This window comes from Microbulbifer sp. SAOS-129_SWC (assembly GCF_039696035.1).
Classification (GTDB): Bacteria; Pseudomonadota; Gammaproteobacteria; order Pseudomonadales; family Cellvibrionaceae; genus Microbulbifer.
This window is the reverse complement of record NZ_CP155567.1, coordinates 3,776,924-3,793,059: the sequence shown is the minus strand read 5'-3', so window position 1 is coordinate 3,793,059 and position 16,136 is coordinate 3,776,924. Positions and strand designations below refer to the sequence as shown.

Here is a 16,136-nt window from a genome sequence, read left to right as displayed (position 1 = left end):
GTAAAAACGCTTGGCCAATGGTGATCAGTAACCTGGTGGATTTCCTGTCGGCTCCATACGTGCATCGAAATAAAGCCGTGTAGAACTATTTTTCTCCATGCGTGATTACAGGTGGTCTGTACCAGTTTTATATGCCCATGAGGGTTTTGCGAGCCTAGACCTTGCATGTGGCTTGCGCGGATGTGCAAGTTCTGGCTTGCACGTGGTCATGATTTTTAAAACTAGACATTTGTACCGGTTGGTTCAAGCGGTAAAAATTGATGGCGTATCCGAGTGAATTAATCTGAGTTTGAGTTAATGGTTTTAATTTAAAAAATTGTAAATCCCTATTTGTGTCTAGATTATAGGCGGTATGTATATCATTTGAAATTTCTGTGGTGTTGCCTGTTCATCCGTTTATAAAATTAAAAGTGGTGGTTTGTTCGAGGTGTTTTTTACGGATGAAAACTTTACGTTGAACGGCGCGCCAACTTTTTTTCCTTTTCTATCCTCTCTTTCGGAAATGAGTTCTACTGTGTTGCCCGCCAATTTGTCTGCCATATTTCGCACTTACAAATTGGTGGTTTTTTCGTTAATTAAATATTTTTCTCTTTATGTCGGGGGTTGATGGATGAATTATCTTCACAGGGATAGGCTTGTGGGTGACATGCCGGTAGTGAAAGGTGCGTTGCTGGTTTTTATAGCACTACTGCTCGCTGCCTGTAGCGGAGGGGGTGGTAATGGTAATGATGGTTCCGGTAACGAAGTCGTGGGTAACGATGGGGGCGGCAGTACTAGTGCCGATCTTAGTGGTGTTTTTATTGGGCCGATGCAGGGGGTTCACTACGAAACGGAATCGCGATCCGGGTCGACAAACGCCAGTGGTGAGTTTTCCTATCAGGAGGGGGAGACGGTAACCTTTTCCATTGGCAGTATAGAGCTGGGGTCTGTGCCGGCCGCGGCAGAGGTGTCGGTATTCGATCTGTTCGGTATGCAGCCTCCAATGGGGGAGCAGGAGTTGCGCACCGAAATCATGGATCCTGACGTCAGTGACTTTGATCGGGTTGCCAATATCACTTTCGTGTTGTTGGCGCTGGATGAAGACGGGAATCCTTATAATGGTATTGACGTTAACGGTTGGGGAGATACCTTGACGGGGGCCTCCCTGAACTTCGATGTGGATATGTTTGCTTTCATTAAGCCTAGAGGAGAGGGTAGCCTGATTGCCTTTGGACACGCGCGGGGGATTAATTTTCGCAGTGTGGATGTGTCCCAGCCTATGACATTCCTGTATGACGTCATGGGTATTACTGTACCCGTAATGGTGAAAGCCAAGCAGGAGATCGACAATGATGGCGATGGTCAACTGGACAGTTGGGAGACCTATGCATACGACGGACTTGGGCGGCCAATATCGCAAGAGTATTATTATCTGGTCAGTGGCACTGAAGATTATCAACAGTATCGCACCAGCTATACGTACCGCGATGATGGCCGTCTCTCCCGAAAGGAAACCCTGGCAGACCGTGACGGTGATGGACAGGACGACCAATACGTCAAACATACCTATTCCTACGACACCGCCGGTAATCTGATCAAGGATCTCGATGAGTCGGATACTGAACTGGATGGTAATGCCGATCTTGTCATAGAGATCACCAAGAGTTATAGCAAGGCTGGTGAAATGTTGAAATTGGTCAACGAAACCCGGAGGGATGGCGTTGTCGAGTCAGTAGTTACCGACAGCTATTCTTACGACGCCTACGGCAACTTGAATGGATGGATTTCAGAGCGTGATTATGGTGGCGACGGCATCATCAACGCAGTCGCAACGGATAGCTACAGCCTTGACGATGCCGGACGGAGACTGGAAACCGTTCAGGGTATCGATAGCGACAAGGATGGTGCCGTTGATTTAAGAGTTACAGACAGGTTTACCTACGACGATGCCGGCAGGTGGCTATCGAAATTCGAGGATATTGATACAGACCTCGACGGCGCTGCGGACTCTACGGAATTCGAAGAGAGAAAGTATGATGCCTATGGCAATGAAGTTTCTGATGTGTATGAGAAGGACACTGATGCAGACGGGATTTACGACCGCCGCAGCGTCTACACGGTAAGCGTCGACAGCGAGGGAAACCCGGCGACTGCCCTTTACGAGATTGATCAGAATGGGGATTCTGTGACAGACAAGCGCGAGCAGAGAACCTTCACTTATGACGCCAGCGGAAATCGGACCCAGGGTAAATATGAATATGACTTGCAGGGCGATGGTGTTGTTGATTATGTCTATACCTCTAATACCACATACGATCAGCTGGGCAATGTGCTGGGCTACGTATCCGAAAGGGACCACGGCGCCGACGGTAGCGTGGATCAAACCCGCACGCAAACCTATACCTATGAGGAATCGGCTGGCTCCGGCGTTTCCTATCTGATCAACCTTTCCCGGTACCGCTGATTGCGGCTTGATTGCGGAAAGGAAAATGTGACGGGAGTCAGAGGAGGACAATAGCCAAACTGGCAAGTTTGGCTATTGTCCTCCTCCCGGGAAATCAGCTGTGACCGTCCGATATCAATCGATCCAGCCGCAACCGCTCGCGCCCATCGAACAGTCGCCGCGCACACACGCTGACCGCGGCAAAGGTACCGAAGCCGGTGCCGGTGGCGATGGTGAACATGATCAGTATCTGGTATTTCACCGCCAGTGCCGGCGGGCTGCCGGCGAGAATCTGGCCGGTCATCATGCCCGGCAGCGAGACGATACCGGCAGCAGCCATGGCGTTGATGATCGGGGTCAGGCCGGCGCGCATGGCATCGCGGCGGAAGTCGCCGAGCGCGGTGGGCCAGGGATCCCCGAGCATCAGCCGGTTTTCGATGACATCGCGCGAGCGCCGCGCGCTCTCGGTGAGCCGGTCCAGTCCCAGCGCAATGCCGGTCATGGTGTTGCCGAGCAGCATGCCCAGCAGCGGAATCGCATACTGTGGCGCATACCAGGGCTCGGGTCCGATCACCGCCACCAGGGTGAGTATCGTGACGGTGAACGCGGAGATAAACATCGACAGGGTGCCGATACCGAAACTCCAGCCGCCGCGCAGCCGCTGCTGTTGCCGAGCGACCACTTCGCGCCCGGCCAGCAGCAGCATCGCCAGCCCCATCAGCGCCACCCACAGCAGGCGCTCGGTGGCGAACAGCGCTTCCAGCACCATGCCGATCAGGGTCAGCTGTATCGCCGTGCGTGCGGCGGCGATCAGTAGCGAACGGCCGACGCCGAGCCGGTTGATATACGTACACACGGCCAGTGCCAGTACCAAGCCTGCGGCCATTGCCAGCTGCCACCAGGACAGCGCGATGACGTTCATCGGGCTATCTCCCGCGATTGCAGGCGATCGCCGGCGATATGCAGGTGCCGCCCGGCCACGCGGCGGATCTGCTCGCGCTGGTGGGCCACCCACAGGGTCGGCAACTGCTGCTCGTGAATAATATTCTGCAGCCAGCCCTCGACTTTCAGGATATTGTCCTCGTCGAGATTGGCCGTGGGCTCGTCCAGTAACAGTGCCTGCGGCTTGCGGTCCAGCGCGCGCGCCAGCGCCAGGCGCTGCTTTTCACCGGAAGACAGCCGCGCTACCGGCCACTGCGCCACGTCCGCGCTGAAGCCGAGCGGTTCGAGCAGCGCCTGCGGCTCGTTCTCAAAGTGGGCGCCGACGGTCTCGTACCACCAGGCGCTCTCCGCCGGTACCAGCATTACCGCGCGGCGCCACTGGTGCGCGGGGACCTGCCCCTGCTCGCGATCGCCGAGACGCACGCTGCCGCGGTGGGGGTCCAGGTCGGCAATGGCGCGCAGCAGGCGGCTCTTGCCGCAACCGGATGGGCCGGACAGGCAGACGATCTCGCCGGGCGCCACGGTCAGGTCGAGCGGCGCCAGGGCGCCGGCCGCGATGCCTTGCAGCTTGAGTGTTGTCACTGTCTTTCCCGCTCCCCGTTTTGTCTCAGCCGGTGCGCCCAGCCGCTTTCGGCGCGCCGTGCGGGGTGCCGATAATGGCCGCCCGCCAGCGTAAAATGGCGTTTGTACCAGCATTGCGGTGAACACCGCAAACGGCAATGTGCGGCCGCCGGCTTTGAACCGGGCGCCGTTCGCCGCCATAATCCGCGTCTTGCCAACAGAATAACGAGAGCCCAGCTGTATGACAGACACCTCCGTCTTTGAGGCCACCGAGCGCCTGCCGCTCAAGGAATATACAGAGAAAGCGTATCTGGACTACTCCATGTACGTGATCCTGGACCGCGCCCTGCCCAATATCGGCGACGGCCTGAAGCCGGTGCAGCGGCGCATCGTCTACGCCATGAGCGAACTGGGCCTGAAGAACACGGCCAAGTACAAGAAGTCCGCGCGCACCGTCGGCGACGTGATCGGTAAATACCACCCGCACGGCGACAGCGCGGTGTACGAGGCCATGGTGCTGATGGCGCAGCCGTTCAGTTACCGCTACCCGCTGATCGACGGCCAGGGCAACTGGGGCTCGCCCGACGATCCCAAGTCCTTCGCCGCGATGCGTTACACCGAATCGCGCATGGGCAAGTACTCCGAAGTGCTGCTGTCGGAACTGGGGCAGGGCACCGTGGACTGGCAGGCGAACTTCGATGGCACCATGGACGAACCGGCGGTGCTGCCGGCGCGGGTGCCGAATATCCTGCTGAACGGCACCACCGGCATTGCCGTGGGCATGGCCACCGATATCCCGCCGCACAACCTGCGCGAAGTGGTGGATGCCACGGTGCACCTGCTGGAGAATCCCGCGGCGACGGTCAGCGAGCTGTGCGAGTATATCCAGGGCCCGGACATGCCCACCGACGCGGAGATCATCACGCCGCGCGACGAGATCCACAAGGTCTACGAGAGCGGCCGCGGCTCGGTCAAGATGCGCGCGGTGTGGCGCCAAGAGGAAGGCGATATCGTCATCACCGCGCTGCCCTACCAGGTCAGTGGCGCCAAGATCCTGGAGCAGATCGCCGCGCAGATGCAGGCCAAGAAGCTGCCGATGGTCACCGACCTGCGCGATGAGTCCGACCACGAGAACCCCACCCGCCTGGTCATTGTGCCCAAGTCCAACCGTGTGGACATGGAGCAGGTGATGAATCACCTGTTCGCGACCACCGACCTGGAAAAAAGCTACCGCATCAATATGAATATGATCGGTATCGACGGGCGCCCGCAGGTCAAATCCCTGGACAAGATCCTAGGCGAGTGGCTGAGTTTCCGCACCGTTACTACAAGACGCCGTCTGCAATTCCGCCTCGACAAGGTGGAGAAGCGCCTGCATCTGTTGGCCGGTCTGTTGATCGCGTTCCTCAATATCGATGAAGTGATCGAGATCATCCGCACCGAGGACGAGCCCAAACAGGCGCTGATGGCGCGCTTCGAGCTGACCGACACCCAGGCGGAATATATCCTCGACACCAAGCTGCGCCAGCTGGCGCGCCTCGAGGAGATGAAGATCCGCGGCGAGCAGGCGGAACTGGAGAAAGAGCGCGAATACCTGACCAAGACCCTGGACAGCGCGCGCCGCCTGAAGACCCTGATCAAGAAGGAACTGCTGGCCGCTGCCGACGAGTTCGGCGATGAGCGCCGCGCGCCGATTGTCGCGCGCGAGGAGGCCAAGGCGTTCAACGAGGCCGACCTGCTGTCTTCCGATCCCATTACCGTGGTGCTGTCGGACAAGGGCTGGATCCGCTCCGCCAAGGGCCATGAAATCGACCCGACCGCACTGAACTACAAGGCCGGTGACGGCTTCAAGTTCGCCGCGCGCGGCAAGAGCAACCAGCCGGCGCTGTTGCTCGACAGCACCGGGCGCAGCTACGCCATCGCCTCGCATACGCTGCCGTCGGCGCGCGGCCAGGGCGAGCCGCTCTCCGGTCGCATCAACCCGCCCTCCGGTGCCACCTTCGAGGGCCTGCTGATGGGCGACGACGAGCAGCGCGTGCTGCTGGCCAGCGACGCCGGCTACGGCTTTATCGCCAGGCTGTCCGACCTGCAGTCGCGCAACAAGGCCGGCAAGGCCATGCTGAGCCTGCCCAAGGGCGCCAGGGTGCTGCCGCCGTGCGAGATCGACAATTCCGGCGAGGCGCTGCTGGCGGCGGTGACCAGCGAGGGCCGTATGCTGGTGTTCCCGGTGTCGGAACTGCCGGAGCTGGCCAAGGGCAAGGGCAACAAGATCGTCAATATTCCCTCGGCGCGCGTCGCCAGCCGCGAGGAATATGTGGTGGGTATCGCCGTGCTCGAGGGCAACGCGCAGCTGCTGGTGCACGCCGGCAAGCGCCACACCAGGATCAAGATCGCCGAGATGGACCACTACCGCGGCGAACGCGGCCGGCGCGGCAACAAGCTGCCGCGGGGATTCCAGAAGGTGGACAAGATCGAGGTGCAGGAGAAGTAGACCCGTACCGCCGTTCCCGGCGCTGGCGAGCGGCTGTTCGCCCGCGCCGGGAGCGCGAAGCGCTGCGAGATTGCGCGCGACTCCCCATTCCCAGATCTGCCCCTGTCCAGATCTCCCTTATCCAAATCTCCCTTATCCAAATCTCCTCTCCCCGTCTTTCCGTTCCCCGACCGGATAGTCCCGCAACCGCCGTTTGAACCGCGTCGGGCTGGGTGGGCCAGATCCATGGAGGGGCCATCTCTTCGTCACAACCCCCGCGGACAATAGGCGCGGGGCTCGGGCGCAGTGGTGGGGACTTGTCTAATTCATAAGCTTGCTTATAATAAGCGGCCTTAAGGAGACCCCATGAGCAAGAAAGACATCGCGACCCAGATGAGCTTCGAGCTGCACTGCGTAGCCCGGCTGGCGCGTCGCAACTTTGATCGCCGTGCCAAGGAGCACGGCCTCACCCGTTCCCGCTGGCAGTTGCTGTGGCAGCTGGCCAAAGAGGAAGGGCTGAAGCAGGCCGAACTGGCCGAGCGCATGGATGTAGCCCCGATCAGCCTCGCCCGCCAGGTGGACAACCTCGAGCAGGAGGGGCTGGTGGAGCGCCGCCAGGATCCCGGCGACCGGCGCTGTTTCCGCATCTACCTGACCGAGGCGGCGGAGCCGGCACTGGACGTATTGCGCGGACTGGCACAGGAGACCCGGGCGCAGGCGCTGATGGGGTTTTCGGTGGAAGACGTAACACAGCTGCGGGACTTGCTGCGACGCCTGCACGACAACCTGACACGTGAGGAGATTTGAGGTGGTAAATCAATTGGGAAGGGTATCCAAACGCGGCCTGGGCTTTGCCGTCGGTATTGTTGCGGCGTTGGGCGTCGCCGGCTGGTGCGTGTTCGGTGGCGCCGGCAGTGTCAGCACTGAAAACGCCTATATCAAGGCGGACAAGATTTCTCTGGCGTCGGAAGTCAGCGGCGTGGTGGCCGAGGTACTGGTCAAAGCCAACCAGCCGGTGGCCAAGGGCGACCTGCTGGTACAGCTGGACGAGACCCCGTTCAAACTCGCAGTGGCTGAGGCCGAGGGGCACCTGAACCAGGTGCGCAACGACCTGCTGTCGCGCCGCGCCGATTATGGCGAGGCGGAGGCGGCGCTGCAGAAGGCGCGCAAGGATGCGGACTACTACCGCCGCCAGCTGCAGCGCAACGAAAAGCTGGGCAAGGTGGCGCTGTCGGAATCGCAGCTGGACGACTCGCGCCAGAAGCTCAATGACGCGCTGGCGCAGATCGACATCAACACCGAGAAGCTGGCCAGCGCCCGTGCCGACCTCGGCGGCAACCCGCAGCTGCCGCTGGAAGAGCAGGCCGACCTGAAAGTGGCCCAGGCGCAGCTGGACAAGGCGCGCTACCAGCTGTCGCGCACCAAGATCACCGCTCCGGCAGACGGAATCGTCGCCAACGACGTGCCCCAGGCCGGCGAGATGGCGCTGCAGGGCATGAGCATCGTCAGCATGCTGGGCACCGAGGGCATCTATGTCGAGGCCAACCTGAAGGAAACCGAGCTCGAGCATATTCAGGTGGGCCAGCAGGCGGAAGTCAGCCTGGATGCCTACCCCGGCTTCAAGTGGCAGGCGCAGGTGGAGAGCCTGAGCCCCGCCAGTGGCAGTGAGTTCGCGCTGATCCCGCCGCAGAACGCCAGTGGCAACTGGGTCAAGGTGGTACAGCGGGTGCCGGTGCGCCTGCGTCTTTACCCGACCAAGGACGCACCGGAGCTGCGCGCCGGCATGAGCGCCGAAGTGCACATCAACACCAGTGAAGATGCCAAGCTGGTCGCTGCCCGCGCCGCTGGCGGCGCCGCCGGCAGCCGTGTCGTGCTGGCGGAATGAGTGCCGACGCCATGAGCGAAGCGGATAGCGGCAAACAGTTGATGGTCACGGTCAGCATCATGCTGGCCACCATCATCCAGGTCTTGGACACCACCATCGCCAACGTGGCCCTGCCGCACATGCAGGGCAGCCTCGGCGCGGCCAGCGACCAGATCAGCTGGGTGCTCACCTCCTATATCGTCGCCGCGGCGATCATGACGCTGCCGGTGGGCTACCTGTCGCAGTACTTTGGTCGCCGCAACCTGTTCCTGTGGTCGGTGGCCGGCTTTACCATCGCCTCGATGCTGTGTGGCCAGGCCAACTCCCTCGGCGAGATGATCGCCTACCGTATTTTGCAGGGCGTGTTCGGCGCCTCGCTGGTGCCGCTGTCGCAGGCGACGCTGCTGGACACCTACCCGCCGGAGAAGCACGCCTCGGCCATGGGCATCTGGGGTGTGGGGGTGATGATCGGCCCGATCCTCGGCCCGACCCTGGGCGGCTGGCTGACCGAGTACTACTCCTGGCGCTGGGTCTTTTACATCAACGTGCCGCTCGGTGCCCTGTCGCTGCTCGGTATCTACCTGTACGTGGACAACGGCGAGACGCGCAAGAGCCGCTTCGATACCCTCGGCTTCGCGCTGCTGGGTGTGGCAGTGGGCTCCCTGCAGCTGCTGCTCGACCGCGGCGAGCAGATCGACTGGTTCGAGTCGCTGGAAATCCAGTTTTACGCCATCGTTGCAGTGCTGGGCCTGTACCTGTTTATCGTGCACTCGCGTACCAGCGAAACCCCGTTTATCTCGCCGGCGCTGTTCCGCGACCGCAACTACGCGTCCGGGGTGGTTTTTATCTTCGTGGTGGGGATCACGCTGCTCGCGACCATGGCACTGTTGCCGCAGTACCTGCAGCAGTGGAAGGGCTACCCGGTGGTGACCACCGGCCTGATCATGATGCCGCGCGGCTTTGGCACCATGATGTCGATGATGCTGGTGGGGCGCCTGGTGAAATGGTTCGATGCCCGCGCACTGATCCTGCTGGGAATGGGATTGATCAGCTTCTCCATGTACGAGATGACCGGCTTCAACCTGCAGGTGACCCAGCACACGCTGATCTGGACCGGCGTGGTGCAGGGCCTTGGCCTGGGCCTGGTGTTCGTGCCCATTTCCACGCTGGCCTACGCTACCCTGGCGCCACAGCTGCGCGGCGAGGCCACGGCGCTGTTCAGTCTGTCGCGCAACCTGGGCAGCAGTATCGGCGTATCCATCGTGATGGCGGTGCTGTCGCGCAATATGTGGATCAATCAGCAGCAGCTGGGTGAGCGCGTGCAGCTCAGCGGGATGTCCGGCATGCCCGGCCCCAACGATATGGGGGCGCTGGCCGGCGGCATCTACCACGAAGTGGCGCGCCAGGCGGCGGAGATCTCCTACGTGAACGATTTCCAGCTGCTGATGTGGGTCAATCTTGCCGCCATGCCGCTGATCCTGCTGCTGTCGAACCCGGCGCGCAAGAAGGCGAAGGCCGAGGCCCGGGCCAAGCGTGAGGCGGAAGCACAGGCCAGGGCGCTGGAAGTGGAGGCTGGTGGGGCCTGATTAACCGCGCATCGCCCGCGAAGTGGCTGCGCTGCGCTGAAACAGCAGGGGCGAACACGAGGTTCGCCCCTGTGGAAAAGTCCGGAAGCCAGAGTCATTTCTGTGCTTTCGGCGCGCCGCCGTTACCGCGGCGGCCTTAGGTCAGTTCACTCGGTGCCACGTCTGCGTGCGGTAGAAGAAGCCCAGGTAGCCGCGCACCTTCAGGTCGTTACCCTCCACCCAGAATTTGCAGTCGTAGGTCTTGCCGTTGTTCGGGTCGAGGATCTGGCCACCCTCGTAGGTATCGCCTTTTTTCACCATGTTGGTGATGATATTCATACCGACGATTTTCTTGCCCTTCAGGGCGCCCTCGCACTCTTCGCACACGGTGTCGTCGGGTTTCATCAGCAGATCCACCACGCGCCCGTAATACTTGCCACCACGCTGATAGATTTCGACGATGGATTTTGCCTGTCCGGTGTCGTCGTCGATCGTGCGCCATTTGCCCACCGCATCGGCGGCCTGTACCTGCAGGGCAAACAGCAGGCAGCCGGCGGCTATCAGCAGATTTCTCATCATCTCGCAAACTCCTTATATCGTTGTGACCCAGATAATACATTAAGTCACGGCCAAGGTCGGGAATCTATCTCAAGTTTAGCGCTGGCTTGCGGAATATGTTGCGCAGCAGGGCTCAGGAGGAGCAACTGATCGGCAGGTGCTTGCCGGACTCCGGCGGCGCCGCAGCCCAGGGCTCGTGCTCGGGATGCTCGTCGTACGGCGCCTGCAGCAGGGCCAGTATCGTGTGCAGCGGTTGGTAGTCGCCTCGCTCTGCCGCTTCGATCACCCGCTGGGCCAGGTAATTGCGCAAGATGAACTTGGGGTTGGCGCCCAGCATGGCGCGGTTGCGCACGCGCGAATCGCTGTTCTCCCGCGCCAGCCGCTGGTCGTAGTGGTCGAGCCAGTGATCGAGGGCCTCCCAATGGCTTGCCGGCACCAGTTCACGCAGTGCCGCCGGCGGTCGTTCGCTGCGGTAGTGGGCCAGCGCGCGGAAGAACAGTGTGTAGTCCACGTGCCCGTCGGCCAGCAGTGCCAGCAGGTCGGCACAGAGTTTGCGGTCGCCATCTTCGCCGGTGGCCAGGCCCAGCTTTGCGCGCATGCGTTCGGCGTAGGCGTCGATCAGCTGGGGCTGGAATTCCTCCAGGCAATCGCGCAGCGCTTCGGTTTCGACAAATGCGGACAGCGCATGGGCCAGTGCATTCAGGTTCCACAGCGCCACGCCCGGTTGCTGCTCGAAGGCATAGCGGCCGGTGTGATCCGAGTGATTGCAGATAAATTCGGGTTCGTAGTCGTCGAGGAAACCGTAGGGGCCGTAATCGAAAGTGTCACCGATGATCGACATGTTGTCGGTATTCATAACGCCGTGCGCAAAGCCCACGGCCTGCCAGCCGGCGACCATCTGCGCGGTCTTACGTATGGTGAAGCGCAGCAGCGCCTCGGCCTGTGCGGCGGCGTCGAGATCTTTACTCTCGGGCAAAAAGCGCGCACAGGTGAACGCGATCAGTTTGCGCAGTGCTTCCAGCTGGTGGGTATAGAAGAAATATTCGAAATGGCCAAAGCGGATATGGGTGCGCGCCACGCGGATCAGCATCGCGCCCGTTTCAATTTTCTCGCGTGTTACCGGTTCATCGCTGCCGACAATACACAGCGCGCGGGTGGTGGGAATGCCGAGGCCGTGCAGCGCCTCGCCGGCCAAGTACTCGCGAATCGTCGAACGCAAGACCGCGCGGCCGTCGCCGAAGCGCGAGTAGGGCGTCTTGCCGGCGCCTTTCAGGTGCAGCTCCCAGGTTTCGCCGTCGCTTTCCAGCTCGCCCAGCAGCAATGCGCGGCCGTCGCCGAGATCCGGGTTGTAGACGCCGAACTGGTGGCCGGTGTATTTCATCGCCAGAGGCTTTGAGCCGGTGAACAGCCTGGCGCCGCTACCCAGTTGCGCCCAGGCCGGGTTGGCCGCCTCGCCTGCGTCGATACCCAGCAGCCGCAGCACCGCCGGATTGGCATGGAGCAGCTGCGGGTGCGCGAACGGGGTGGGCGCGATCGGGGTGCCGAAGGCGTCGCCGAGGTCGGCGTAGTGGTGACTGAGGGAGATGTCGCTGAGCTTCATAGCTAGGGCCTGTTAACACTTAATTCGATGGCCGCGACGGAAGCCGTTTTTTCGCAAGGCAAAGCGCAGTGAGCGTCGTGTGGCCCGTCACATAAGCAAGCTGCAATGCAGCATTGTGGAAAAACGGCCCCGTCCCTTCGGGTTGCGCCCCAAAACGGGCCATGCGGCGTTACTCGTCGCTCATTTAGCACGCTAAATCTCGCTCCTCGCGCCTTGCCTGGCCCGTTTTGGGGCGGCAACGCGGCTATCTAATTTAGTGTTAACAGGCCCTGCCATTGTAGGGTGAAGCCCTGGAGGCTATCCACCGGGTTGTAGGGTGAAGCGCAAGTGGCTATCCACCGGGCGCGGATCAGGCCGTTTCCAGCTGCAGTACCTGCGGTTGCGTCTGCCAGTGTTCCACTTCCTGCTGCAGCAGTTCGTCGATGGCGGGGTAGTTGTCGAGCCAGGCCTGCGGCACGCGCAGGTGATAGCCCGCGATGGACCTGGCCAGCTCGATGCCCTTGAGACTGCGCCCGGCGCGGTCGCGGTGCAGGATACAGGCGAGGCGCAGGCACAGCAGCAGATCCGGGTCCGGATGGAAGCCGTAGTGTTCACGCGGTGGCTTGATGCGCCCGCGCTGGCGGCGCACCAGATAGGCGAGCGTCTCCTGCTCGCTGCGGGAGAAGCCCGCCAGGTCGGCCCGCTCAATCATGTAGGCGCCCAGTTTGCGGAAGTCGTTGTGCGACAGCGCCAGCCCCAGCTCGTGCAACTGCGCCGCCCAGCGCAGCTGCAAATGCTGTTCGGTGTGTCCCTCGGGGCGCAGGTGCAGCAACAGGTCCAGTGCCGTATCGCCAACGCGGCGTGCCTGGTCGACGTCGATCTGCGCGCGCAGCATCAGGTTGGCTACGGTATCCGCGCGGCGGTCGCCGCCGCGCAGGCGCCCGGCCAGGTCGTGGACGATACCCTCGCGAATCGCGTAGGGCGAGACGTTCAGGCTGTGGATATCCAGTTCGCAGAAGATCGCGTGCAGGATCGCCAGGCCGGCGGCGAACACCGGGCGGCGTTCTTCGTCCAGATCGGGCAGTGACAGGTCGGCGATGTGATCGGCCGCGGCCACGCGCGCGGCCAGGCGGTCGATATCCGCGCGGCGTATCTCGCCGATCTCACCGCCGTTCAGTACCCGCGACACGGCTTTGATCGTGCCCGACGCGCCTACCACCTCGGCATTTTCCGCCAGGTGCTGCAAGCCCTGCAGTTCGGCGCGGGCAGTGCGGCGGGCACGCTCGAAGTGATTGACCTGGTTGCGGCTGATGACACCGTCGGCGAAGAAGCGCTGGCTGTAGGAAACACAGCCCATATACAGGCTCTGCAGTTGCTGCGGTACTTCGCGCCCGCGTACCAGCTCGGTGGAACCGCCGCCGATATCGATCACGCAGCGCAGTCGTGGCGGGCCGTCGGCGGCGGCCATGACGCCGCTGTAGATCAGGCGCGCCTCCTCGATACCGCTGATGATCTCGATCGGGGCCCCCAGAATCTGCTCCGCCGCCTCGAGAAAGCCGTCGGCATTGGCCGCGGCGCGCAGGGTGTTAGTGCCGACAACACGGATATGGTCCGTGGGCAGCTCCGCCAGCACCGGACGGAAGCGCCGCAGGGCTGCCAGCGCGCGTTCGGCTACTTCCGGGGCCAGGTTGCGCTCTTCATCCAGCCCTTCCGCCAAGCGCACCATGGAGCGGTCGGTGTGCAGGCGCACCATGCGCTGGGCACGGAACTCGGCCAGCAGCAGATGGAAGCTGTTGGAGCCGAGATCCAGGGCGGCGTAGTGTTCTGCGTCTTGCACGCTGAATGTCCTGTCAAAAAATTGTCATTTTAATGTAGCAAACTGGCCTACTATTAACGCGGCCATCCAGTCGTTCCGTTCTGATAGTGTGGGTTGCCGCCCTTGAAATTTCACACAACTGTGTGGGATTAGTTGAAATTCAAGGGTTCGAGCCGGCCGCCGGCCGGCGTTGGCTAACCCCGTCGCCACGTCTGTTCGAGCCAAGCCCGTTAGCCGGGTTGATCCCGGCCGCCAAGTTGCAGTTTCATTATGTCTGATAATACTCCGCTGTACCCAAAAGAGCTAAGCTGGCTTTCCTTCAACGAGCGCGTCTTGCAGGAGGTGGAGGACGAGAGTGTGCCGATCATTGAGCGCGTGCGCTTTCTCGGTATCTTCTCCAACAATCTCGACGAGTTTTTCCGCGTGCGGGTGGCCGATGTGCGCCGCCTGGCAACCTTTGCCAAAGGCGAGCAAAAGGCCCACTTCTCTGAACTGCTGACCAGTATCAACGAAAAGGTGTTGTGCCTGAACCGGCGTTCCTATGCCGCCTATTCCAAGGTGCTGGGGGACCTCGACCGCCACGGTATCCATATCGTCAACGAACAGCAGCTGAGTGAGCGCCAGCGCACCTTTGTGGAAAGCTATTTCCACAACGAGGTGCTGCCAGAGCTGGAGCCATTCTTCATCGACGATCGCAAGAATATGCCGCTGCTCAATGAGGCGAGTATTTACTTCGCCATTTACCTGCAGCTGGAGGATGGCAGCGAGCGCTTCGCGGCACTGGAAATTCCCACCGACACGCTGCCGCGGTTTGTGGTAATACCGCCGCGGGAGGACTGCCATGAGAAGGTCTATATCGTACTCGACAATATTATCCGCGCCTGCCTGGTCGATGTTTTCCGCTATGTCCTGCCGATCGCCCGCGCCGAGGCGTATATGTTCAAGATCAGCCGCGATGCGGAGCTGGAACTGGGCGAGCAGATTACCCAGAATATCCTCGACCGCGTGACCAAGTCGCTGAAGAAGCGGCGCCACGCCGACCCGGTGCGCCTGGCCTATGATGCCTCGATGCCGGAAACACTGCTGAACCTGGTGAAGAAGAAATTGAAGATGGGGCGCTACGACAGCTACACGCCCGGCGGCCGCTATCACAATTCCAAGGATTTCATGAAGTTTCCCGCCGACCATGCGCGGGACCGCTACAAGCCAATGGTGCCACTGCAGGCACTGCCGGAGCGCGAGAGTATTTTCAATATTCTATGTGCCGGCGACCAGTTGCTGTATTTCCCCTACCACGACTTTCGCGCCATCACCAACCTGCTCATTTCCGCGGCGATCGATCCGGAGGTGCGTGAAATTCGCATCAACCTGTACCGGGTATCACAGAATTCGCGGGTGGTGGCGGCGCTGATCAACGCGGTGCGCAACAACAAGACGGTGATCGCAGTGGTGGAGCTGCAGGCGCGCTTCGACGAGCTGGCGAATATTCACTGGTCCAATGAACTGCGCGATGCGGGCGTCAAGGTGATCTACGGCGTGCCCGGACTCAAGGTGCACTGCAAACTGATTTCGATCGTGCGGCGCGAGGGCAATGAAGACCGCTTTTACAGCCATCTGGGCACCGGCAACTTCAACGAGAGCACCGCACGCGTCTATTGCGATTTCAGCCTGCTGACCAGCGATCAGGTGCTGGGGCGGGATGTTTACAACGTGTTTGAGTTTATCCAGTTTACCCACCAGCGGCCGGTGTACCAGCGGATCGCGGTGTCCCCCTATTCGAACCGGCCGGCATTGCTGCACGCGATTGACCGCGAGATTAATGCGGCCAACAGCGGCGCGCCGGCTGAGCTGTTTTTCAAATGCAACAACCTGGTGGACAGCGAGGTCATTGAGCGGCTCTATCGCGCCGGTGCTGCCGGGGTAAAAGTGCGCATCATCGTACGCAGCATGTGCACACTCGTCTGCGATACGCCGGGCCTGTCGGACAATATCCGCGTGATCAGCCTGGTGGACAAGTACCTCGAGCACGCGCGGGTGTATCTGTTTCACAATGGTGGCGACGAACAGGTGTGGTTGTCATCGGCAGATTTGATGACACGGAACCTGGACCACCGCGTAGAGGTGACCTTCCCGGTGGCGGACCGCGGCCACCGGGAGACGGTGAGAAAGATCATGGAGTTGCAGTGGAGCGACAGCTACAAGGCGCGCATCCTCGACGCGCAGCAGAGTAATACCCGCATTGCGCAAAATACCGAGCGCGACTGTCGCGCGCAGGATGCCATTCTGCGCTACCTGAAAAGGCGCGGCAGTACGATCCGGAAGGGCGATTGACGAATAGGCCTGGAGCGGCGGTTAGTGG

At 61.1% G+C, this 16,136-nt stretch carries 11 protein-coding genes; 6 read left to right on the top strand and 5 right to left on the bottom strand.

The window, feature by feature from the left end; genetic code table 11:
• The first annotated feature begins 637 nt into the window (after window positions 1–637).
• Complete coding sequence (locus ABDK11_RS16310; RefSeq protein WP_346837578.1) at window positions 638–2,443, top strand: hypothetical protein; 1,806 nt, start codon at window positions 638–640, stop codon at window positions 2,441–2,443.
• A 94-nt stretch (window positions 2,444–2,537) separates the two neighbouring features.
• On the opposite strand, the gene fetB is transcribed toward ABDK11_RS16310, so the two are convergent.
• Both fetB and ABDK11_RS16300 read right to left on the bottom strand, forming a co-directional pair.
• Window positions 2,538–3,344, bottom strand: coding sequence for an iron export ABC transporter permease subunit FetB (gene fetB / locus ABDK11_RS16305; protein ID WP_346837577.1), 807 nt, complete (start codon window positions 3,342–3,344; stop codon window positions 2,538–2,540).
• Entirely contained in the window at window positions 3,341–3,946 is a 606-nt protein-coding gene (locus ABDK11_RS16300) for an ATP-binding cassette domain-containing protein (protein WP_346837576.1), read from the bottom strand. The genes fetB and ABDK11_RS16300 overlap by 4 nt, the downstream gene beginning before the upstream one ends.
• Window positions 3,947–4,166: 220 nt before the next feature.
• Between ABDK11_RS16300 and parC the strand changes: the two genes are divergently transcribed.
• The 4 genes from parC (at window position 4,167) to ABDK11_RS16280 (ending at window position 9,845) form a co-directional block, all read left to right on the top strand.
• On the top strand, window positions 4,167–6,416 hold the full coding sequence (gene parC / locus ABDK11_RS16295; protein ID WP_346837575.1) for a DNA topoisomerase IV subunit A: 2,250 nt from the start codon (window positions 4,167–4,169) through the stop codon (window positions 6,414–6,416).
• Window positions 6,417–6,761: 345 nt separating this feature from the next.
• On the top strand, window positions 6,762–7,202 hold the full coding sequence (locus ABDK11_RS16290) for a MarR family transcriptional regulator (RefSeq protein WP_346837574.1): 441 nt from the start codon (window positions 6,762–6,764) through the stop codon (window positions 7,200–7,202).
• A gap of 1 nt (window position 7,203) precedes the next feature.
• Window positions 7,204–8,280, top strand: coding sequence for an HlyD family secretion protein (locus tag ABDK11_RS16285; protein WP_346837573.1), 1,077 nt, complete (start codon window positions 7,204–7,206; stop codon window positions 8,278–8,280).
• Between the two features lie 11 nt (window positions 8,281–8,291).
• Window positions 8,292–9,845 (top strand): DHA2 family efflux MFS transporter permease subunit, encoded by a 1,554-nt coding sequence (locus ABDK11_RS16280; RefSeq protein WP_346837572.1) that lies wholly within the window; start codon window positions 8,292–8,294, stop codon window positions 9,843–9,845.
• A 141-nt stretch (window positions 9,846–9,986) separates the two neighbouring features.
• On the opposite strand, the gene ABDK11_RS16275 is transcribed toward ABDK11_RS16280, so the two are convergent.
• From ABDK11_RS16275 to ABDK11_RS16265, 3 genes are all read right to left on the bottom strand, one after another.
• The gene (locus ABDK11_RS16275; RefSeq protein WP_346837571.1) at window positions 9,987–10,403 is read right to left on the bottom strand and encodes a DUF2147 domain-containing protein; all 417 of its coding nucleotides are present in this window, start codon (window positions 10,401–10,403) and stop codon (window positions 9,987–9,989) included.
• Window positions 10,404–10,515: 112 nt separating this feature from the next.
• Window positions 10,516–11,982 carry a protein adenylyltransferase SelO gene (locus ABDK11_RS16270; RefSeq protein ID WP_346837570.1) on the bottom strand — a complete coding sequence of 489 codons (1,467 nt, stop codon included), beginning with the start codon at window positions 11,980–11,982 and terminating at the stop codon, window positions 10,516–10,518.
• Between the two features lie 349 nt (window positions 11,983–12,331).
• A complete protein-coding gene (locus tag ABDK11_RS16265; RefSeq protein WP_346837569.1) occupies window positions 12,332–13,798 on the bottom strand; it encodes a Ppx/GppA phosphatase family protein in 1,467 nt (488 codons plus the stop codon).
• Between the two features lie 249 nt (window positions 13,799–14,047).
• Here ABDK11_RS16265 and ppk1 point away from each other — a divergent pair, with 249 nt between their 5' ends.
• Complete coding sequence (gene ppk1 / locus ABDK11_RS16260) at window positions 14,048–16,108, top strand: polyphosphate kinase 1 (RefSeq protein ID WP_346837568.1); 2,061 nt, start codon at window positions 14,048–14,050, stop codon at window positions 16,106–16,108.
• Window positions 16,109–16,136 lie beyond the last annotated feature (28 nt).